Raw genomic sequence first — 20,567 nt, forward strand, 5'->3', positions numbered from 1 at the left:
GCCATGCCCGTTGCTACGCTCCGGGTTGGAGTGGAGCAGCTTCGGCCCGCGTGCTCATCTCCTTGATGCGGCCTTCCAAACCGCCACTCTCTTGATAACTTGCATACAGCGTCATGAAGCCGAACAGCGCCAAGGCGACGGCAACCGAGGCTACTCCGCTTAGCGCATGGTTGCCGATTGACCGCCAGAAGCCGGGCTTCAGGCTATCGATCCTTTCCACAACCACGCTGGTGGTGATCGCTTCCTTCATCTCCGCGCCGAGCTGATCCAGGGACTCTTCGATAAAATTCTTCGCAAATTGCTCCGCCTGGTCGCGGTACATGCCCAACTGGAGCGGCGTGCAGGCAATCTGTTTGAAGGTAAGTGTGCTTTGGTCAGGATGAAGACGGATCCATTCGATCTTGTGTCGCTTGTATAGGGAGTAAGCGATCAGCCCAAGAAAGTCGTCGTCGCTGGCTACCAGCTTGCTGAAGACGTCGAAGCCCGCGCAGTGCAGGGTATCGTCGGGGCAGGGAGAAGGGGAAGCATTACTCGCTGAGTCTTGGCTGGCTTCGCGCAAAAGCGCCGCGTCCCCAGTCACTGCGACAGGCGTTCGTAAGCCCGCTTCAACATCCCATTGATCATCTCCTTGGACAACCGGGCTGAGCGTGTGGGTGCGCTCGTTCTGCCGGAAGAGAGTCGTTTGTTGCTTTCTCTGACGATAGCGATGGATACATTGATCATTTAGCCTCCTGGTATCGAAAATTCGCTCCCGCCGAGGCGCCTTGAGCGTGAAAATCTGCGGCCATTTTCCGAGCAGCGGGCCCCAGGGTCAAGCCAAACCCTACCCACCCCCCATCCGTTTCCACAGGTCCATCAGCGTCATCCCGAACAGGATCAGGAAGAAAAACACAGTGCCCAGCGCGAACACCTGTACCAGTGGGCTGCTGCGTTGCAGTTCGATAAAGCAGCCGAGCACGAGCACGGCTTCGAGGGTGGCGCACGCGAACATCCATACCGGGCGCAAGGGCAGGGGGGAGATGGCGATGGCGATGGTAATGCCCAGCAGCGCCATGCCGGCGGCGTAGGCGAGGAGCAAGCGAGGCAGTGTCATGCAGGCCTCCCTATCAGGTAAAGGGTGGGGTAGACGAAGATCCAGATGATGTCGACCACGTGCCAATACAGGGCGAAGGTTTCCAGTAACAGGTAGCGTTCGGGCATGCGCAGCCGGCCGACCTGTAGCCGCCAGTAGATGCCCAGGGCGAAGAGGATTGCCACCGTCACGTGCAGGGCGTGCACGCCGGTGATCACCAGGTACAGCCCTACGAACATCTTTGCCGCCGGCGCCTGCAAGGGATTATCCGCCTGGCCGGGCAGCAGTTTTTCCTCAAATTCGCTGTGGTATTCAAAGCCCTTCAGTACCAGAAACGCTGCGGCCAGGGCGCTGGCCACCAGCAGCCAGTTCTGCACGCTGCGGCGGTTGGCGGCTCGGGCGGCGTACAAAGCGAGGGTAACGGTCAGGCTGCTGGTGAGCAGCAACGCGCTGTTCACCCCTGCGAGCAGGTAGTGGAAGTGCTCTACCGCCTCGGCAATGGCGGCCGGGTGCGCGAGGCGGAAGTAGGTGGCGGCGAACAGCAACACGCCGAACATCATGGTTTCAGTGGCCAGGAACAACCACATGCCCTGATGCACCGCCTCGCGGCGTTGTTCTTCGCTGACGAACTGCTCGGTAACGGCCCGTTCAATCCCGGCCATGGGTGGCCTCCGGCGGGTAATCGTAGGCTTCGAAGTCCACGGTGGGAATGTGCTCGAAATTATGCTCCGGCGGCGGCGACGCTACCTTCCATTCCAGCCCGGCGGCGCCCCACGGGTTGGCTGGGGCAATGGGCCCCCGGTACCACGACCACAGCAGGTAACAGAACGGCATCATGTAGGCCACTGCCAGCACCCCAGCACCCGCGGTGGATAGCACGTTGAGCACCTGGTATTCGGGCAGGTAATGGTGATACCGGCGCGGCATGCCGTCGTAGCCCAGTATGAACTGCGGCAGGAAGGTGAGGTTGAACCCCAGGAAAATCAGGATCGCCGCCAGCTTGCCCAAGGTTTCGGGGTACATGCGCCCAGTGATCTTCGGCCACCAGAAGTGCAGCCCGCCGAAGAACGCCGACACCGCCGCGCCGACCATGATGTAGTGGAAGTGCGCCACCACGAAGTAGGTGTCATGCACATGCAAGTCCGCCGCCAGCAGCGCCACGAACAGCCCGGCGCAGCCACCCAGCAGGAACAGCGCGATAAAGGTGCAGCCATAGAGAAAGTGCGCGGTGATCGCCAGCCGGCTTTTGTAGAGGGTGGCCGTCCAGTTGTACACCTTGATGGCCGAGGGGATGGCGATGAGAAAACTCAGCAGCGAGAACAGAAGGCTGGCATACATCGACTGCCCGGCCACGAACATGTGATGGCCCCACACCATGAACCCCAGAATGGCGATGGCGATGCTGGAAAACGCGATAAAGCCGTAGCCGAACACCCGCTTGTGCGCCGCCGCGGTGATGAGTTCGTTCACCACGCCCATGCCAGGCAGCAGCATGATGTACACCGCCGGGTGGCTGTAGAACCAGAACAGGTGCTGGAACAGCAAGGGGTCCCCGCCCAGGGCGGGGTCGAAGATGCCGATCTTGAACAGGTGCTCGGCGGCGATCAGCACCAAGGTAATGGCCAGCACCGGCGTGGCGAGAATCAAAATGACCGAGGTGGCGTACAACGCCCAGATGAACAGCGGCAGGCGGAACCAGGTCATGCCCGGCGCGCGCATGGTGTGCACCGTCACCACGATGTTGATGCCGGTGAAGATCGAGGAAAAGCCCGTCACGAACACGCCAACGATCACCGCTACCACATGGCCGTTGCTGAACATCGTGGACAGCGGCGTGTAGAAGGTCCAGCCGGTATCGACGCCACCCGCCAGCAGGGCGAAAAGGGTGAACAACCCACCGCCCATGAGCAGGTACCAGCTGGCCAGGTTCATCCGCGGCAGCGCCATGTCCTTGGCCCCGATCATCAGCGGCACCAGAAAATTGCCCAGCACCGACGGAATCGACGGGATGAGAAAGAACCACACCATGATCACCCCGTGCAGGGTGAAGGCGCGGTTGTAGCCGTCGGAGGACAGCACATCCCCCTCTGGCGTAAGCAGCTCCACCCGGATCACCCCCGCAGCCAGCCCGCCGATGAAGAAGAAGAACGTCACCGCCAGCATGTACAGCACGCCGATGCGCTTGTGGTCCGTGGTCAATAGCCAGGAGCGCAGGCTGTGGCCGGCCTCGAGATAGCTGGGCACCGGGGTGTGGGCGTTCATCGAGGCGGCTCCGTGTTACCAAGGGATTGAATGTAGGCGACCAGGCGCACTACGGCGTCCTCGTCCAGTACGTTGCTGTAGGTGGGCATGATCGGCGCGTAGCCGACGGCTACCTGCTTTTGCGGCAGCAGGATCGAGTCCCTCAGGTAACTGGCGTCGGCGGTGACCACACTGCCGTCGGCCAGCGGCACCGGCCGGCCATACAAGCCTTCGAGCTTGGGCGCATGCACTGCCGCCGACGGCCCGTGACACCCGCTACAACCCATTTGCTGGTACAGCGCCTCGCCTTGTTCGGCCAGGCTGCCGGGCGCATCGGCCACCCCTAGCCAACGGGTGTAATCGGCTGGGGTTTGCACCACCAGCTTGGCCAGCATGGCGGAGTGGTCGGTGCCGCAGAATTCCGCGCAGTACACTTGATAGGTGCCCGGCTGGTCGGCCTGGAACCACATCTGCGTGTAACGGCCCGGGAGCACGTCCTGCTTCACCCGCATCACAGGGATGTAGAAGCTGTGAATCACGTCCTCGGAAATCATGTTCAGCTTGATCGGCCGCCCCGCGGGCACGTGCAGCGCGTTCAGCTCGCGCTGACCGCTGGCATGCTGGAATTTCCACATCCATTGCTTGCCGGTGAGCTGGATTTCCAGCGCATCCACCGGCGGTGTGCGCGCTTCAAAGAACAGCCGCGCCGACAGGCCGAAGAGGATCATCGCCGCAATGAACGGGATTACAATCCAGGCGATCTCCAGCTTGTGGTTGCCGATGGCGGTACTGTTGCGCACCGCCTCGCGGCCTTCGCGGTAGCGCCAGGTGAATACGATCAGGCACACCACCACCGGCACCACGAACAACAGCATCACGCCGGTGAACGTCATCACCATCCAGTCCACCCGGCTGGCGTAGGCGGAGCCGGCCATCGGCCACATGTGTGCGAAGAATCCGTTCACCCGGTCGCCCTCCTGCGTTCACGCATCACCGCGATGGCAATGCCCCCGCCCAGTAGCAGCGAGGTGAGCACACCGCCAACCTGAAGCGCCTTGATCACAAGGTTGTCGTAGGCGCCAGTGCGGGGGTCGTAGTGGAAGCACAGCAACAGCAGCTGATCGCCCAGGCTGCCTACCTTGCCCTGGCCCGCTTCGGTCAGGGCAAGGCGCAGGTCGCTGGCCTGATAGCCCAGCCCGTACAGCCAGCGGGCGAGGGTGCCGTCTGCGGTGACGGCGGCGATGGCGGACGTGTGCGCGTATTCACCGAGCTGTGGGTCCAGCCGATAACGGAAGCCCATGGCCCGGGCCAGCCCTGCACTTGAGGCTTCGGGGCCTACCAGGAAATGCACAGCCGGGTTGTTCGCCAGTTCGGGCCAACGGCGGGCGAGGGCATTGAGCTGGGCGACGGCATCGGCGGGTGTTTCTTCCGGCTTGAAGCTGAATGCCACCAGCTCGTAATCCCGCCCGGGCCGGTAGTCCAGCGCGGCCAGCAGCATGAACAGGTTGGCCAGCTGCGCCGAGCATACGTTGGGGCAGGTGAAGTACACCGGCACCACCACCATTGGCCGCTTGCCGCTGTATTGGCGCAGGGTAACGGCCGCGCCGTGCTGGTCGGTGAAGGGCGCATCCAGCGGCAGGTGCTTGCCCAGGTGGTCATCGATGCCTGCGGCGGCAAACGGCGACACGAGCTTGCCCTCCACCGCACCGGCCAACCCCGGCGCAAGCAAAAGGATGCATAGCCACAGCGCTGGGCGAATCATGGCGCACCGCCCGGCTTTTGTGATGGCCAACCCTGTTGGCCGAGCATCTCCATGGCGCGGGAAATGGGGATATGCGCCACGCCGGGCTGCCCGGGTACCCAACCGTAGCCTTGCAGTTTTTCCCGGCCCGCAGTAACGACATGTTCGCCCTCGGCCGGGCTGTTCACTTCCAGGTTTGGCTTGGGCGGCGGTGCGCGTTGCTGTTCAACCTGGGTGAGAGGAGGCTGGTTGCGCTGATAGATCACCGGGTAGTAATGCATGATCACGGCGATCACCGTGGCACTGACCAGCAGCATCACCAGCAAGCCAGCGCCGGTCCACAGGATGCCGCGCACCGAAATGGCATCAGGCTCTACCCTGGGCTGATCATGCTTCATGACGGCGCCTCCACAAGGTGAGCGAAGCGATTGCCCCGGCCCAGGCCAGCCAGGCCAGCGGCAGCCACACCGAAGGCGCCAGCCCGACCGAGGGCAGGCCCAGCCAGGCGCTTTCCACAAAGCCGCTGAACAGCGTGAAGCCGCTGGCCCAGCGCAGCGCCCGCGGCCGCTTGCCCCACGGTAGGGTAAGCAGCACCAGCGGCAGGATCGCCTGGGTGAGTGCCAGCAGCCCGCCAAACGCGCCCCAACCGTGGGCCGTGCGCTCCAGATACCAGTGGATTTCTCGCGGGAGGTTGCCGGCCCACACAATCAGGTACTGCATGAATTGCAGGTACACCCAGAAGATGCAGGCACCCACCAGCAGCCCGCGCAGCAGCCGCTGGCTATGCGGGCCGCTGGTGAGCCCAGCCCAGGCGAGGCCCATCAGCACCGCCCGCAGCACGAAGAACAAGCCGAAGATGGTCGACGCCAGCTCGGCATCCAGGCTCATCAGCCAGTCGATGCCCGCTGCGGATAGACTGAGCACCAGCACGATCAGGCCCAGCCCCGCCCGCGCTTCGCCCACGCCACGATTCACCCAGCTGGCCAGCCACCACCACAGCCCGGCATAAATCAGCACCCGCGCTACAAAGCTCAACGGGTGCAACCAGAAGCCTCGAAAGCCCTCGGCCCCCGCCTGGCTCCAGGGGTACAACAGCCACGCGGCCGGCACCAGAACCAGCAAGCCCAGCAATGCCCAGGGCAAGCTGGCCATACCGATCGCCAGGCTGGGGGTGAGGGTGGTTCGCCACTGGCCCCGAATCAACGGCATCAGCAGGCGCCACAGCACGCAGCCCAGCGCCAGGGTCACGCTGGTGACCGCCGCGCTAAGCCCGGCGCCCAGCACGCCGCGGCCGTCGAAGAAGGCGCCCACCACGAGCACGGCGATCACGCCGAGCAGTGCCAGCAAGGGTGTGCGGTTCATGGCGCTGCCCCCAAGGCCTGGCGATCTTCGGCCGAGAGCTGCCCCGCAGGCGCGTGGCGGCTCAGTTGCAACGCGCGGATATACGCGGCGATGGCCCAGCGATCGGCCGGCGCTACCCGGGCGGCGTAGCTGTACATCTGCCCGTAGCCATTGGTGATCACGTTGACGAAGTAACCGTCGGGCATCGCCAGCAGCCGGGGCTCGGTGAAGTCGGGCGGGGCGGGGAAGCCACGCGCTACCACGGTGCCATGGCCGTCGCCGGCCAGCCCGTGGCAGGGCGTGCAATACACCTGATAGCGATCCTGGCCCCGTTGCAGCAGTTCGGGGGTCATGGTCGGGCGAGTAGCCAGGGTTTGCTGGCGGGCGCCATCCCCGCGGGCGATGGTGCCGCGTGGTGGTACCTGCTGCACCTGGCCGTTGGGGAAGAAGTCACTGGCAGCCTGGTCCCGGGACTTGCGCTGGCGCTCGAGGTTGTCGCACCCCACCATGCTCACCAGAACGGCCAGTATCAGGCCGGCCCGCAGCAGCGCGTTCATTGCCACACCTCCGTGACCGACTCGGCCCGCTCGGCGAGCCAGGCGCGGGTATCGGCCAGGTGGAAGTGGACATCGTCGGCCAGCAGGCACAGCAGGAAGCGGTCGTCGGAAGCACCGGCGAAGGCGCTGGCATCGAACAGCGGGTGGTGCAACCGCGGCAGCCGGCACAGCATGAACAGGCCGAGCACCGTAGCCAGGCAGGCGAAAAGCACGGCCAGCAGGAAGGTAATCACCATGAAAGCCGGCAGCGCGATCAATGGCCGGGCACCGATGTTCAGTGGGTAATCCAGGTTGGCATACACTTGCAGGCCAAAACCGCACGCCGCGCCCAGTACCCCGCCGACGATGGCGAACGCCTGTACCCGGCGGTCGATCAGCCCCAGCGGCGCGTCCAGTTCTTCCAGCGGGAAGGGGCTGAAGGCTTCCAGCCGCCGATACCCCGCTGCCCGCGCGCTTTCGCAAGCATCGATCAACGCCTCGGCACTGTGGAATTCGGCCAGCAGGCCGTAGGGGGTAGGCTCGGTCTTCATGCGCCCTCCCGGCTACGGTGCAGCGCCTGCTTCACTTCGAAGGCCGACACCATGGGCACGAAACGCAGGAACAGGCAGAACGGCACGCCGAACACCCCGAACGTGCCGATGAACAGCGCCACTTCCCAGAAGGTGGGGCTGTAGGCATCGCTCCAGGCCGAGGGCATGAAGTCCCGGGTTTGCGGCGTTACCAGCAACATGTAGCGCTCGCACCACATGCCCACCAGCACCGCCAGCGCGATCAGGCTCAGCCAGCCGGCGTGGCGGCGTACCCAGGGCCACCACAGGGCTTGCAGGACCACTACGTTGCAGAAAATCGCCAGCCAGAAGCTCCATGCGGTGGGGCCGACCATGCGTGCCAAAGTCACCTCGCGCTCCTGGGCCTCGCCGGAGTAGAACGCCATGAAAATATCCGCCAGGTAGCCGTAGGCGGTGAGCCAGCCAGTGGCCAGGATCAGCCGGCCGAGCATGTCCAGGTGGCGCGCTGTAATAAGGTTATCGAGCAACAGCAATCGGCGCACGCCGCAGGCCAGCAGGGCCACCAGGGCAAAGCCGGAGAACACGGCGCCGGCCACGAAGTAGGGCGGGAACACTGTGGAGTGCCAGCCTGCCGCCAGCCCCAGGTTGAGCAGGAACGAATAGCCGCTGGACACCGAGAACACCAGTGGCACTGCCAGCAAGGCGATCACCCGATACGCCTGGTGCCAGTAGCGCCAGTGGGTCGCGGCATTGCGCCAGCCCATGGCGAGAATGCCATAGACCACCTGCTGCCCGCGGCCCTTGGCGCGGTCGCGCGCGGCGGCGAAATCCGGTATGGCGCCGATGTAGAGGAACAGGACCGACACCAGCAGATAGCTGAGCACGGCGAAGAAGTCCCAGGCGGTCGGGCTTTTGAATTGAGGCCACAGGCCAAGGGTGCTGGGGTAGGGCGCGATCCAGTAGAAGTACTGCGGCCGCCCCAGGTGCATGATCGGGTACAGCCCGGCGCAGCACACTGCCATCAGGGTCATCAGTTCGGCCAGGCGGTTGAGGGAGTTGCGCCACGGCCGTTCCATCAACAGCAGCAGCGCCGAGATGAAGGTGCCTGCATGGCCGATCCCCAGCCACCAGATGTAGTTGAGGATGTCGAACGCCCAATTCACCGGCGTGTTGCTGCCCCACACACCCACCCCACGAGTGAACAGCACGATCACCGCGATCACGAATATGCCCAGCAAAGTGGAGCAGGCGCCGAGCAGCATCCACCAGCGGCGGCGTTGAGTGAACCGCAACGGAATGTCCATCACCTGCGCGGTCACCGCACCCGCGGGCATGTCCAGGGGCAGGAAGTGCGGGGTATCGGCCATCAGCTGTCCTCCGCTGCAGGGGTATCGTTGATTTCCCCGAGGTAGGTGGTTTTGGGCCGGGTATTCAGTTCTTCGAGCAGCCCGTAGTGGCGCACCGAGTTTCTGCCCTGGCTTACGCGGCTGCCGCTGTCGGCCAGGTTGCCAAAGGTAATGGCCTGGGTGGGGCAGGTCTGTTGGCAGGCGGTGACCACTTCGCCGTCAGCCACGGCGCGGCCTTCCTTGCGCGCGGTGATCCGCGCCTCACTGATGCGCTGCACGCAGTAGGTGCATTTTTCCATCACCCCACGGGCCCGCACCGTTACGTTGGGGTTGCGCTGGGCCTTGACCGAGGCGCTGTCCTCGGCGGTCCAGTCCAGCCAGTTGAACCGGCGCACTTTATAGGGGCAGAACGACGAACAGGTCCGGGTGCCGATGCAGCGGTTGTAGACCATCTCGTTCAGCCCGCCGGTGCCGTGCACCGTGGCGTTCACCGGGCAGCCGGCCTCGCAGGGCGCCTGGTCACAGTGCATGCACGGCACTGGCAGGAAGTGCGAAGCGGGTGCTTCGGGCGCGCCTTCGTAGTAATGGTCCACCCGCAGCCAGTGCATCTGCCGGCCCTTGAGTACTTCGTCCACCCCTACCACGGGAATATTGTTCTCCGCCTGGCACGCGACCACGCAGGCGTTGCAGCCGATGCACTGGTCGAGGTCGATCAGCATGCCCCAGCGGGTGTCGCTGGCGGGGATCGGCGGGTACAGCGACGGTTGTGGCTCAGGCGTGGCCGGCGGGTGGGCCAATTCGTCACGGGTGAACTGGCGGATCAAATCGGTGGGGCCCATGTCATGCTGCAACTGGGTGCTGGCCAGGCGCTGGTGCTCACCTACCGCTGTCAACTCGGCACTGCCGCGCTGGAACGGCGACAAGGCCGTTTGTAGCGGGGTGATGGAAAAGCCCACGCCGTCGGCAACCTTGCCTGCGCGGTGGCGGCCGTGGCCGGCATACAACACCAGCGTATGTTCGTGCTGGCCGGGCATGATCCACACCGGGCCGGTGACGGACTTGCCCGCTATGGCTACCGTCACGTGGTCGCCATTGGCCAGGCCCCGTTCGCTGGCGAGCGCGGGCGCCATGGCGACCACGTTGGCCCAGGTAAGTTGGCTGATCGGCTTGGGCAATTCCTGTAGCCAGCCCAGATTGGCAAAGCGGCCATCCCATACGGTCGGGTCGGGGCGCATGATCACCTGCAGGCCTTGAGCGGGTGGCTCGGCTTGCAAGCGCAGGGGGGCGGCTTCGGCTTCAATGGCCGGTAATGCACTGCCCTGCACGAAGCCCAACTCCAACGCCTTGCGCCAAGTGTCGTTGTTGAGCGCAGCGTGGGTTTTGCGTACTTCGGTGAGCGCGTCGGCGCTCGCTTCTCCTGCGAACAGCGCAAGGATTTCGGCCAAAGCCTTGCCGCTATAGAAGGGCGATACCAGCGGCTGCTGGATGCACAGGCTGCCGTCCACCGCGCGGGCGTCGTTCCAGTTGTCCAGCGCGTCGCTCAGGGGCAGGTGCCAATGGCAGAGCGCAGCGGTCTCGTCGTAATACAGGCTGGCGCACAGGCGCAGCGGCACCTTTTCCATAAGCGTCGCAAAGTCGAGCTCGCCGGGAGCGTTGAAGGCGGGATTGCTGTCCAGCACCAGCAGCGTTTGCACTTGCCCGTCACGGATGGCCTGGGCCAGCGCGGGGAGGTTTTCCATCGGCGCGCCCGCCAGGCTCAGCAAGGGTATCGGCGCGGTATAGCTAAGGGTACGGCCCACGTTGCCGAGCCGAGCGTTCAACCGGTGCACCGCCGCTTGCACATCGATGGGCGCATAGGCGCCCGCAGTGATCAGACAACGGCCCTTGCGCGCCGTCAGGCCCTCGGCGAGGCGCTGCACCCACTGCTGATCTTCAGCGCTCAACGGGGCGCCAGCGGGTGTTTCGCCCAAGGCTGCCGCCAATGCCTGCACATAAGCCCGTTGTTCGCCGGGGGCGATGCGCTTGCGCTCGGTGGCATTGGCGCCAGTGAGGCTGCTTCCCGGTTCCAGCACCACCAGCCGGGCCTCGCCGTTACCGCCGGCTGCGGCGGCACGCCGTTGGCCCCAGCCCACGCCATGGGCGGTTTGCCACGGGCCGGGGCCGAGCAGGTCATCGTCGAAGGCAACCACCCATTCCGCAGCTTCGAGATGCAAGCGGGTTTCAAGCGGGCGGCCGAACGCTGCCTGGGACGCTTCGTAACGCAGGCCTTCGTAGGGCTCGTGCCGATAGGTGCGCATGTTCGGCCAGCGCGCCTTGAACGCTTCCAGCTGGCGCGCCAGGGTGGGCGAGGTGTTGCCGCTGATCAGTACGTGAAAACCTTCGCCGTGTTGGGCGTCCAGGGCCGGCAGCACTGATTGCTGGTGCAAGGCAAAGGCTTGCCAGCTGCTTTCCTGGCCCTTGTTGCGCGGCGCCGGGGCGCGGTCGGGGTCGTACAGGCGCAGGATCGCCGCTTGAGTGAAGGCGTCGCAGCGGCCCAGGCTGGCGGGATGGTCAGGGTTACCCTCCAACTTTGTGGGCCGGCCCACGTGGGTACGGCCCAGCACCGGTTGTGCGTAGCCGCCCAGGCACACTGACGTTGCGTACCAGCGCGGTATGCCGGGGACGATCGTTTCCGGCTGGAACACATAAGGCACGGCCGTGTCTGGCGCCGGCCCGCAGGCCGCCAGCCCGCCCAATGCCAGCGAAGCGCCCATCAGTTGCAGGAAGCGCCGGCGGTCCATGCCCTCAGGCGTCGCCGCCTCGGGGAACTCTGCTTCCAGACGCGCCAGTGCTTCAGGTGAGTCCACCAACGCGTCCAGGCTACGCCAGTAGCGCAAGCCGCTGGCGTCGTTCGGTTCGCTGCCGGGAAGCTGGGGGTCGAAGGTGCGCACGGTCATGGCTTCACCTGTGGCAAACGCTGCAAGAGGTCAGGTCGCGGGTATCGATGTGATACTCGCGCAGCAGGCGCTGGCCCAGTTCGCGACGGTCCTCGCGGGTTTGCCAGTCCATCTGGGTGACCGCCTCGCGCGGCCGCAACCGTGGCGCCGGGTCCCGGTGGCAGTCCACGCACCATTGCATCTGGAAAGGCTCGGCCCTGCGCATCAGCGGCATGGTGTCCACCCGGCCGTGGCACTCCACGCAGCCCACGCCCGCAGTCACGTGCACGTCGTGATGGAAGTACACGTAATCGGGCAACTGCGCCACGCGGTTCCAGTGCAGCGGCTGGTTGCGGGTGAGGCTCTGGCGCAGCGGCTCCAGCAGGTCGGCGTTGGTCCACACCTGGGAATGGCAGGTCATGCAGGTTTCGGTGGGCGGCAACGTCGCCTGCGCGCTGGTGGCCACGCTGGTATGGCAATACTGGCAATCGAGCTTGAGGCCGCCTACGTGATGCTGGTGGGAGAAGGGCACCGGCTGGTCGATGGTCCACCCGCGCAACGTGGCGTAATCCGAGCGTGCCAGCAGCGTGGCACAGAGAAATACCGTGGCCAGCCCACCGAACAGCCCGAGCAGCCCAAGGCGGAGCCACAGGTCCGCGCCGCGCGAGAATATCTGTCCCATGGGCGCCGCCGGTCACGGTGCGTCGCGCAGCAGCGAAGGCCGCGGCAGCCAGCGCGCGGGCGCTTCGCCTCGGTCGGCTGCCTGCGCGGCAAGGTTGAGGCGGTGGTTCACTTCCACCAAGAGCAGCGCCAGCACAGCGGCGCCTCCGGTATGCGCCAGGGTCAAGGGAATTGGAGTGGCAAGCAGGGCGCCAAGCAGGCCGAGCACGGCCTGGGCCAGGCCAGCGAGCACTATCGCCACTGCCGGGCGGCGCAGGCCGCGGCGATACAAGCCCCAGGCAAGCGCGGCCAGGATCACCAGCAACGCCACCGCGCCGAGGCGGTGCAGCATGTGCAGCCCAGCGCGCTCGTTCAGGCCAAGGTTACCGGCAAGGTAGCTTGGCCCCACGGGTTGGCCCAGTTGCACGGCATTGGAGAAGTCCAGGGCGCTCCAGGCGACCGCGCCACACCCCGGCATCGAGGGGCAGATGGCGCCGGCGTGATTGGTGCTTACCCAGCCGCCGAGGGCGATTTGAACGCCAAGGGCCAACAGCGCCAGCCACGCAAGATGGCGCAAGCGGGGCGGGCTGCCTGTTGGGCGTGCGTTGGCTTGCAGCCGGCGAAAATGAAGGTAGGCAAGGCAAAGCGTAGTGACGCCGCCCAACAAGTGAAGGGTCACGACCTGCGGCCATACCTTGAGGGTGACTGTCCACATCCCCAGCATCGCCTGAAACGTGACCACCGCCAGCAGTATCAAGGCTGCGGGCTCGCGCCAGCCGCTACGTCGCCAGCTCAGCCAGGCCTGGAGGGTAACCAGCACCATCAAGCTCCCCGCCACATAGCGGTGGATCATCTCCGTCCAGGCTTGCACGGCCGCGGGCGCGCCATCCGGCACACCGATGCTGCCATAGCAGCCTGGCCAATCCGGACAACCCAGCCCGGAACCCGTGACCCGGGTATAGGCGCCCAGCAGCACCACCAGCAAGGCCAGGAGGGTGATACCCAATGCAAGCGACGGCTGGAGGCGGGGCATTGTATTACCTCATGTTTCGGGCGGTAGTACTCCTAGACCGCAGCGAAACGGGTAATGCTCCATCGAAGATTGAACGTGGGCAGGGGGCAACGGTCTCCCGAAAACAGGCTTTTCATACCAAGCCATATTGGAGTGCGCCGCCATGCCGGATCCACTGCAACCCTCTGCTGACCCCGCTGCGGTACCGGGTAACCCTGACCCCGCGACGCCTGCGCAAGCGCCAGTGCCAAGCGGGCCTCCCGACAGCGACAAGCGCCCGGAAGACTGGGTAGATCCGGTGGCCGATCCGAATGTGCTGCCTCATCGCTGAAGCTGCGTATTCGAAGCGTATGGGCGGCACAGCCTTACCGCTGGCCGCCTCGCCCCGGGCGGCCTGATTGCAAGCTTAGGCCATTTGCCAGATATCGCTACGAACGCGTTCAAGAACCCGGGCAGGGCTCAGGTCACTCTGCCTTTTTCTTGGTGCGATCGGTTTCGTACTGGTTGTCGTACATTTTCTCCGATTTCCCGGATTTCTGATCTTCCGGGCGTTGCTTCACGGGGCCCATGTCAAGGATGCCACCGCCTTTGCCCTTCACGTCCGCAGGGGTTTCGGCCGCGCCGGAGCGAATTTCGGTATGCACGCCGGTGTCTTTCTTTTCCTTCGCGGTGTCTTCGGCGTATGCGTTTGCGGTTGCCAGCGAGGTAACCAGCACCAGGCCAGCCATGGCAGTTTTATAAATATTCATCAACTTCTCCTTCAGGGTTGGCAGGCGAGCCGCTCTACAGGCCTCGCCAGGCTCACTTCAACCGACCGGTGAACGCGCCTTCGCGTTCCCTGTTTGTGAACCGACCATCGGTCTGCGGTGTGCGGTTTTTTTCAAACTCCGCGGGCGCGCGTCGCCTCTACCGAAACGTGTTTTCGATCATCCGCTTCGAAGGAGGTGACTCATGAAAGCAGTCGTATTTCACGGCCAGGGCGACATCCGTGTGGACGATGTCCCAGACCCGCAATTGCAAGCACCCACAGACGCCATCGTGCGCCTCACCGCATCGGCCATCTGCGGCACTGATCTGCACTTTATTCGCGGCAGCTTTCCTGACATGCAGCCCGGCACCATTCTTGGCCATGAAGGCGTCGGGATTGTGGAAGCGCTGGGTGACGACGTGCGAAACCTCAAGGTCGGGGACCGTGTGGTGATTCCGTCCACCATCGCGTGCGGCAATTGTTCCTATTGCCGGGCGGGGTATTTCGCTCAATGCGATGTGGCCAATCCCAACGGCAAGTCGGCAGGCACGTCATTCTTCGGCGGGCCCAAGGCCACGGGGCCATTCCATGGGTTGCAGGCCGAGAAAGCACGCATCCCTTACGCCAACATCGGCCTGATCAAACTCCCGGACGCCATCAGTGACGACCAGGCCATTGCTCTGTCGGATATTTTCCCCACCGCCTGGTTCGGCGCAGAGATGGCCGAGATCAAGGACGGCGACAGCGTGGCGGTGTTTGGCTGCGGGCCGGTTGGATTATTCGCCATCGTGAGCGCGAAGCTCATGGGGGCCGGGCGGGTGTTCGCCATCGACGGCTTGCCCGACCGCCTGGAGCGCGCCCGCGAACTGGGCGCTGAGATTATCGACTTCGAGAAAGAGAACCCCGTCGAGACTTTGCAGCGGCTCACGTCAGGCATAGGCGTAGACCGTGCCATCGACGCCGTGGGCATCGACGCGAACCACTCACACGGCGACCACAGCCATACCCACGCCCAATGGCAACCGGGCGATGCGCCCGCGCAAGCACTGCAATGGGCCATCGAGGGGCTGGCGAAAGCCGGCACGCTGTCGATCATCGGCGTGTACCCGCCAGGGTTCGATACCTTCCCCATCGGGGCGGCCATGAACAAGAACCTTACCCTCAACATGGGTAACTGCCATCACCGCAAGTACATTCCCAAGCTGATCGAGCTGACCCTGGCTGGCCGCGTAGACCCCGCCAAGGTGCTCAGCCAGGCCGAGCCCCTGACCGACGCCGTGGGCGCCTTCGAGGCATTCGATCGCCACGAGACTGGCTGGATCAAGGTAAAGCTTCAGCCCGAGGCATAGGTATCGAGGGCCCCCGTGCCTTGCCGAACCGCTCTCGGTAGGCCGAGGGGGCCAGGCCGCTGTGCTTGCGGAACGCCAGGCGGAAGCTCTCGATTGAGCCGAACCCGCAGCGCTCGGCCAGCCGCTCCAGCGGCAGCGTGGTCCCTTCCAGTAGTTCTCGCGCCAGCGCCAGCCGTGACTGCTGCAGCCAGGCCTTGGGCGCCAGGCCAGTGGTTTCGGTGAAACGCCGCAAGAAGGTGCGTTCGCTCATCAGCGCACGATCGGCCATGGCCGCCACGCTGAGGGGTTTATGCAGTTGCTGCCGGGCCCACTCCAGTACCTGGGCGAGGTCGTTGCGGCTGTTGCGCGCCACTGGCGCCGGAATGAACTGCAACTGGCCACCGGCCCGCTGCGGGGCCATCACCAGCCGACGCGCCACGCTGTTGGCCACCGCCGTGCCAAAGTCCCGGGCTACCAAGTGAAGGCAGGCATCGATGCCGGCGGCACTGCCTGCCGAGGTGATGATCTGCCCGGCGTCCACGTACAACACGTCCGGGTCCACTTCGATGGCGGGGTAACGCTCGGCCAGCTCGTCGGTATAGCGCCAGTGAGTAGTGGCCCGCTGGCCGTCGAGCAGTCCAGCGGCCGCTAACACAAATACCCCGGAGCAAATGGACACCAGCCGGGCTCCCCGCGCATGGACGGCTTGAATGGCATGGAGCAAGGCCGCTGGCGGGCGCTCATCGCGGTTGCGCCAGCCCGGGATCACCACGGTATCCGCTTCGGCCAGTGCGTCCAGGCCCACGTCTGCGATGACCTGGATACCCCCCATCGCGCGCATCGGTCCGCTGTCAGCGGCCACGATGCGATGGCTGTACCAGGGGAAATCGAATTCCGGGCGCGCCAGGCCAAAGATCTCGACAGCGATGCCAAATTCGAACGTGCAAAGGCCGTCATAAGCCAGGATTGCGACAAGGCCGGGGGAAGTGTTCATTGGCGGAAACTTACCGATGGATGTCGAAGCCGCCACTGTAGCCGGAGTGCCGATGGAAATACAGTAGGCGCCTCAGAACCCAGGAGACACACGATGCCAAGCCTCGTCAGCCACACGCCCGCCGCGTTGCCCTCCGTTGCGTTGATGCATTTCAGTAACCGCCTGGCGTACGAAACCGATTGCTCGGACGTGTACGCCAGCCAGCAAGCCGCAGAGGTGGACTATGTGCTGGTGGACGTGCGCAGCACGGACCTTTACGCCGCCGGCCATATTCCAGGGGCGATCAACCTGCCGCATCGCACGCTCACCCGCGAACGGCTGGCCGGGTACCCCGCGGGTACGCTTTTCGTGGTGTATTGCGCCGGCCCCCATTGCAACGGTGTACATCGGGCTGCGGTGCGCCTGGCTGCACTGGGCTTCACGGTCAAGGAAATGCTCGGCGGGATCACCGGCTGGCTGGATGAAGGCTTTGCCTTGAGCACGCCAGCCGGCGTAGCGGCCAACCCGACATTGGCCTGTGGGTGTGCCTGAAGCAGCGGTCGGTCAGTCCTTGGCGGTGATCTTGTACAGCGTGGTTTCCAGGGCAGGGCCCTGTTTCGGGTTGTAGAAGCTCATGTCGGGTATCCGAGAATCGGTCACGTATACAGTGCCGTCCGGGCCCTGGGTGAAGGTATCCGGCCAGCGCATGTCCTTGTCCTGGAGCAATACCTTCACTTCACTGCCCTGGCGAACCTTGATCGAGTGATCCTCGACGGAGCTGATATAAAGCCGCCCCTCGGCATCGAGCAACAATCCGTCGGCCGGGCCGTTCTCGCCCACGGTGTGCACCTTGCCGGAAAGCTCGGCAAGGTTGGCGCTACGCAGGGCCGCGGTGTCGATGCTGTAAAGCGTGTTGCCTTTCACGGCCTGCCAATAGAGCGTACCGCCGTCGGCCGACAGGGCAATGCCGTCCGCCGAAAACTGCACGCCGCGGCCGTCCGGGCGCCGCAGCGGCTTGCCGTCCACCTTGACCATCACGCCTTTCTCGAACTGGGTGCTGGGGGCGCCATCGAGCGCGCGCCGCGCCTTGCCGGTTTCAAGGTCCAGCACAACGATTGCACCACTGGTGCCGGAGTCGGTGATATAGGCGAACTTGCCATCCGGGCTCAGGCGCACGTCATTGAGATAGCTGCCCTGTGGGGCGATGTCCGGGCCGAAAGGGTACACCTTGGCCACGCGGTTGCTGGCCAGGTCGATCTGCACCAGCTTGGGCGCGCCCGGCACCACCTGGGCCTGGGCCGGCGCCCCGGCGTCAATCACCCACAAGCTGCCACGCTTGTCGGCCACCACCGATTGCACGCACACCCAGTGGGCGCCTGGCGTCATGCTGTCCTGTCGCGCGTTGCGCCAGGCATTCCAGCTGGCATCGGGGAAGGGCTTGAGATCGCCATTGGGCAGCAGCTCGGCCACTGACGTTTCGGTGTCTTCGGTCCAGCGCGGGAAGTTCACAAACATCCGCCCGCTTTCACTGGCCGTGACGCCTGTTACCTGATGATCGAACTCGGCGACTTTTTCCAGTTTATAGGTGGGGGCGGCAATCGCGGCCTGGCCCAGGGTGAGGCTACTGACCAACGCTGCGGCGGCGCAAAGGGCGAAACGGTTATTTCGGGCCATGGGTAACTCCTGTGGGCGGTCACTGGGTTGAGCCAGCCGCGCCGGTTGGAGTTCCTTTTTTATGCCCGGCGCTGATGGCCTCGCACCCTATGGGAGGTACCCGTTCATTGCGCCCAACAGAAGCACCGCTTGCCTTGGCTTTTCGCGGCGTACATGGCGCGGTCGGCTGCATTGATCAGGCTGCGGCGGTCATCGCCATGGTCAGGGAACACCGCCATGCCGATACTCACCCCTACCAGGCTGTCGGGATGGTCTTCCAGCAGCGGGCCCACGGCCAGGTCTATCAGCCGCTGCGCCAGTACCTCTACACCGGGCCCGCTACCGTAGGCCAACAGCGCAAATTCATCCCCACCTAGCCTGGCCAAGGCTTCGTCATCGCGTACGGTGTCCTGCCAGCGCTCGGCGAGGCTATGCAACAGCCGGTCGCCCGTGGCGTGGCCATGGCGATCGTTGATCGCCTTGAAGCCATCAAGGTCGAGGTACAAGAGGGTCACGGCCCGCTGCTCGCGCCGAGCATGGGCCAAGGTCAGGTCCAGGTGGAGGTTGAAGCCGCGTCGGTTGATCAGGCCCGTGAGCGGGTCGTGCTCGGCTTCGAAGGCATACTGGTTGAGAAGGTTCGAGCGTTGTAGCAGCGCGCGGCGCAGGGTGAGAAACAGGTACACCCAACCCAGCAGCAACAGCACGCAGAGGGTAGCGCCGCCGTGCAACCAGAACCGCGCCGACGGGCCCAAGGCTTCCGCTCGTGCCCAGCCATAGGCCACCGCGATGCTCATGCCGGCCCAGTTGAGTGCCGAGAAGCCCAACAGGGCAAAAAATTTGCGACGCACGGGATTGCGAATGGCGGGCAACGGGCTACCTCCCGTGCGCATGCACGGCCTGGGCGATTGGCCCAGACGATAGCATATGGATCGGCCGGACGCGGCCGCACCCTCAGTGCCTGGCGGTCGCGGTTGCGCGTTGACGTTGCGTCGCCGCGCTGGGCAAGTTTCCAACCTGGCGCCGCCGGCCAAGGGCAGTGGGCAGCGTAAACGGCCCGGCCCCCGTGAAGGCGAGCACGGCGAACAGCACCAATAGTGTGGCAGCGCTGAGGTGTGCTTCGCCGCAGGCCAGCAGTGCACCCAGCCACCCGACCACGGTCGCGGCAGCCCATCGTGGCCACACGCCCAGCGCTACCAGGCTGGGGCACACGGCGCTCGTGAACAGCCCCAGGCTCAGGGCCAGGGCGTTGCTTAGCGCCATGGGGGCCGAGCTTGTGTCCAGAATCCAATACCAGCCACTTACCGCGGGCCAGCCATACATCAATAACAAAAGGCAGGCGCCGCTTGCGCGGGTGGCAAGCAGCGCCCAGGCGACAGACGCCGACATGATGGTCCTCCGAAGGAGCGCGGTCGTTCCGTTCGGGTAATGGTGGCAGCTGCTGCGCGGGCCGTTATCGGCAAGAGGGACGTAAAACGGCCAACCAGAGGCTTAATACGGCCATTGACCCTGCAAGCGCTAAGTGAATTGCCGCCGATACTGGTCCGGGGTGAGCCCCAGCCGCTCGCTGAAGGACAGCCGCATGTGGCGCGTGCTGCCGAAGCCGCTGCGAAAAGCCACGGTCTTGAGCGGCAGGTCACTGCTCTCAAGCAACTGGCGGGCACGGTCTACCCGGGCCCGCTGCACGAAGTCCATGGGGGTGGTATTGGCCTCCCGGCTGAACAGCCGGGCGAAATGGCGCGGGCTCAGAGCAGCCAGGCCCGCCAAACGTTCGACGGAGAAGGGCTCCTCGAGGTGCTCGAGCACGTAGTTCTGCACTCGGGCGATGGGTGAATCCTCCTTGGCCAGCGCAGCCACCAGTGGGCTGAACTGCGCCTGCCCGCCCTGGCGCTGCATGACTACCAGCAGCACCTTGGCCACATCCAGCGCGATCTGCCGGCCGTGGTCTTCGCTCACCACCGAAAGCGCCAGGTCGATACCCGCCGTAACACCGCCCGAGGTCAGCAACTCGTCATCCTTCACGAAAATCTTGTCGGTTTCGATATCGGCCCGGGGGAAACGCTGCTTCAGGCGGCTGATGTAGTGCCAGTGCGTGGTGACGTGGCGGTGGTCGAGCAGGCCAGCCTCGCCCAGCACAAACGCGCCGGTGCAGATCGACCCATGGTGCCGTGACGCTCGGGCAGCTTCGCGCAACCAGGGTACGGCGGTTTCATGCCGTTCGTTATAGGCACCCGGCCCACCGGGCACCAGCAGCAGGTCCCAGGCGGTTGGAGCGTCGCTCAGAGGCAGGTCGGCCTGCAAGGTAATGCCGTTGGAGGCACGCACCGAAGTGCCAGTGGTGCCGAGGGTAGAAATGCGATAGCGCTGGTCCTCACCCAGGTAGCGGTTTGCTATGGAAAACACTTCCACCGGCCCGGCCATGTCCAGCATGAGCATGTCTGGATACAGCACGATAGCGATGTCTTTCATGTTTC

The 20,567-nt window shown here is 64.7% G+C and carries 23 protein-coding genes; 3 read left to right on the forward strand and 20 right to left on the reverse strand.

Annotation, left to right across the window (positions count from 1 at the left end):
• Positions 1-13: 13 nt before the first annotated feature.
• The 14 genes from LG385_RS08235 to LG385_RS08300 all read right to left on the reverse strand — a co-directional run bounded on the left by LG385_RS08235 (position 14) and on the right by LG385_RS08300 (position 13,415).
• Positions 14-559 carry a hypothetical protein gene (locus LG385_RS08235; RefSeq protein WP_225773860.1) on the reverse strand — a complete coding sequence of 182 codons (546 nt, stop codon included), beginning with the start codon at positions 557-559 and terminating at the stop codon, positions 14-16.
• A 264-nt stretch (positions 560-823) separates the two neighbouring features.
• Entirely contained in the window at positions 824-1,093 is a 270-nt protein-coding gene (locus LG385_RS08240; RefSeq protein WP_181111811.1) for a hypothetical protein, read from the reverse strand.
• On the reverse strand, positions 1,090-1,734 hold the full coding sequence (locus LG385_RS08245) for a cytochrome c oxidase subunit 3 (protein ID WP_225773861.1): 645 nt from the start codon (positions 1,732-1,734) through the stop codon (positions 1,090-1,092). Before LG385_RS08245 ends, LG385_RS08240 begins: the two co-directional genes overlap by 4 nt.
• Positions 1,721-3,334 carry a cbb3-type cytochrome c oxidase subunit I gene (locus LG385_RS08250; RefSeq protein ID WP_225773862.1) on the reverse strand — a complete coding sequence of 538 codons (1,614 nt, stop codon included), beginning with the start codon at positions 3,332-3,334 and terminating at the stop codon, positions 1,721-1,723. Before LG385_RS08250 ends, LG385_RS08245 begins: the two co-directional genes overlap by 14 nt.
• Positions 3,331-4,278 (reverse strand): cytochrome c oxidase subunit II, encoded by a 948-nt coding sequence (coxB, locus tag LG385_RS08255; protein WP_225773863.1) that lies wholly within the window; start codon positions 4,276-4,278, stop codon positions 3,331-3,333. The genes LG385_RS08250 and coxB overlap by 4 nt, the downstream gene beginning before the upstream one ends.
• On the reverse strand, positions 4,275-5,075 hold the full coding sequence (locus LG385_RS08260; protein WP_225773864.1) for an SCO family protein: 801 nt from the start codon (positions 5,073-5,075) through the stop codon (positions 4,275-4,277). The genes coxB and LG385_RS08260 overlap by 4 nt, the downstream gene beginning before the upstream one ends.
• The gene (locus LG385_RS08265; RefSeq protein ID WP_225773865.1) at positions 5,072-5,452 is read right to left on the reverse strand and encodes a hypothetical protein; all 381 of its coding nucleotides are present in this window, start codon (positions 5,450-5,452) and stop codon (positions 5,072-5,074) included. The genes LG385_RS08260 and LG385_RS08265 overlap by 4 nt, the downstream gene beginning before the upstream one ends.
• On the reverse strand, positions 5,442-6,416 hold the full coding sequence (locus LG385_RS08270; RefSeq protein WP_225773866.1) for a hypothetical protein: 975 nt from the start codon (positions 6,414-6,416) through the stop codon (positions 5,442-5,444). The genes LG385_RS08265 and LG385_RS08270 overlap by 11 nt, the downstream gene beginning before the upstream one ends.
• Positions 6,413-6,952, reverse strand: coding sequence for a c-type cytochrome (locus tag LG385_RS08275; protein ID WP_225773867.1), 540 nt, complete (start codon positions 6,950-6,952; stop codon positions 6,413-6,415). Before LG385_RS08275 ends, LG385_RS08270 begins: the two co-directional genes overlap by 4 nt.
• Positions 6,949-7,482, reverse strand: coding sequence for a DUF3341 domain-containing protein (locus LG385_RS08280; protein WP_225773868.1), 534 nt, complete (start codon positions 7,480-7,482; stop codon positions 6,949-6,951). Before LG385_RS08280 ends, LG385_RS08275 begins: the two co-directional genes overlap by 4 nt.
• Positions 7,479-8,828: an NrfD/PsrC family molybdoenzyme membrane anchor subunit gene (gene nrfD / locus LG385_RS08285; protein ID WP_225773869.1), complete on the reverse strand. Its 1,350-nt coding sequence runs from the start codon at positions 8,826-8,828 to the stop codon at positions 7,479-7,481. The genes LG385_RS08280 and nrfD overlap by 4 nt, the downstream gene beginning before the upstream one ends.
• Complete coding sequence (locus tag LG385_RS08290; protein WP_225773870.1) at positions 8,828-11,743, reverse strand: TAT-variant-translocated molybdopterin oxidoreductase; 2,916 nt, start codon at positions 11,741-11,743, stop codon at positions 8,828-8,830. The genes nrfD and LG385_RS08290 overlap by 1 nt, the downstream gene beginning before the upstream one ends.
• A 4-nt stretch (positions 11,744-11,747) precedes the next feature.
• The gene (locus LG385_RS08295) at positions 11,748-12,404 is read right to left on the reverse strand and encodes a cytochrome c3 family protein (protein WP_181111821.1); all 657 of its coding nucleotides are present in this window, start codon (positions 12,402-12,404) and stop codon (positions 11,748-11,750) included.
• A 12-nt stretch (positions 12,405-12,416) separates the two neighbouring features.
• On the reverse strand, positions 12,417-13,415 hold the full coding sequence (locus tag LG385_RS08300) for a COX15/CtaA family protein (protein WP_225773871.1): 999 nt from the start codon (positions 13,413-13,415) through the stop codon (positions 12,417-12,419).
• Between the two features lie 142 nt (positions 13,416-13,557).
• On the opposite strand from LG385_RS08300, the gene LG385_RS08305 reads away from it, so the two are divergent.
• A complete protein-coding gene (locus tag LG385_RS08305; RefSeq protein ID WP_225773872.1) occupies positions 13,558-13,725 on the forward strand; it encodes a hypothetical protein in 168 nt (55 codons plus the stop codon).
• Positions 13,726-13,858: 133 nt separating this feature from the next.
• On the opposite strand, the gene LG385_RS08310 is transcribed toward LG385_RS08305, so the two are convergent.
• Positions 13,859-14,143: a hypothetical protein gene (locus LG385_RS08310; protein WP_225773873.1), complete on the reverse strand. Its 285-nt coding sequence runs from the start codon at positions 14,141-14,143 to the stop codon at positions 13,859-13,861.
• A gap of 202 nt (positions 14,144-14,345) precedes the next feature.
• On the opposite strand from LG385_RS08310, the gene LG385_RS08315 reads away from it, so the two are divergent.
• Positions 14,346-15,491: a zinc-dependent alcohol dehydrogenase gene (locus tag LG385_RS08315; protein WP_225773874.1), complete on the forward strand. Its 1,146-nt coding sequence runs from the start codon at positions 14,346-14,348 to the stop codon at positions 15,489-15,491.
• On the opposite strand, the gene ftrA is transcribed toward LG385_RS08315, so the two are convergent.
• A complete protein-coding gene (gene ftrA, locus LG385_RS08320; RefSeq protein ID WP_225773875.1) occupies positions 15,463-16,464 on the reverse strand; it encodes a transcriptional regulator FtrA in 1,002 nt (333 codons plus the stop codon). The genes LG385_RS08315 and ftrA overlap by 29 nt on opposite strands.
• 93 nt (positions 16,465-16,557) lie before the next feature.
• On the opposite strand from ftrA, the gene LG385_RS08325 reads away from it, so the two are divergent.
• A complete protein-coding gene (locus tag LG385_RS08325; protein WP_225773876.1) occupies positions 16,558-16,995 on the forward strand; it encodes a rhodanese-like domain-containing protein in 438 nt (145 codons plus the stop codon).
• Between the two features lie 12 nt (positions 16,996-17,007).
• Here the strand turns inward: LG385_RS08325 and LG385_RS08330 are convergent, their stop codons facing one another.
• From LG385_RS08330 to LG385_RS08345, 4 genes are all read right to left on the reverse strand, one after another.
• Positions 17,008-18,117 (reverse strand): major royal jelly family protein, encoded by a 1,110-nt coding sequence (locus tag LG385_RS08330; protein WP_225773877.1) that lies wholly within the window; start codon positions 18,115-18,117, stop codon positions 17,008-17,010.
• Positions 18,118-18,221: 104 nt separating this feature from the next.
• The gene (locus LG385_RS08335) at positions 18,222-18,965 is read right to left on the reverse strand and encodes a GGDEF domain-containing protein (protein ID WP_225773878.1); all 744 of its coding nucleotides are present in this window, start codon (positions 18,963-18,965) and stop codon (positions 18,222-18,224) included.
• Positions 18,966-19,047: 82 nt separating this feature from the next.
• Complete coding sequence (locus LG385_RS08340; RefSeq protein ID WP_225773879.1) at positions 19,048-19,482, reverse strand: hypothetical protein; 435 nt, start codon at positions 19,480-19,482, stop codon at positions 19,048-19,050.
• Between the two features lie 129 nt (positions 19,483-19,611).
• Positions 19,612-20,562, reverse strand: a complete 951-nt coding sequence (locus LG385_RS08345) for a GlxA family transcriptional regulator (RefSeq protein ID WP_225773880.1) — start codon at positions 20,560-20,562, stop codon at positions 19,612-19,614.
• Positions 20,563-20,567: the final 5 nt, after the last annotated feature.

Source organism: Pseudomonas sp. Marseille-Q5115, assembly GCF_916618905.1.
GTDB classification, from domain to species: domain Bacteria; phylum Pseudomonadota; class Gammaproteobacteria; order Pseudomonadales; family Pseudomonadaceae; genus Aquipseudomonas; species Aquipseudomonas japonica_A.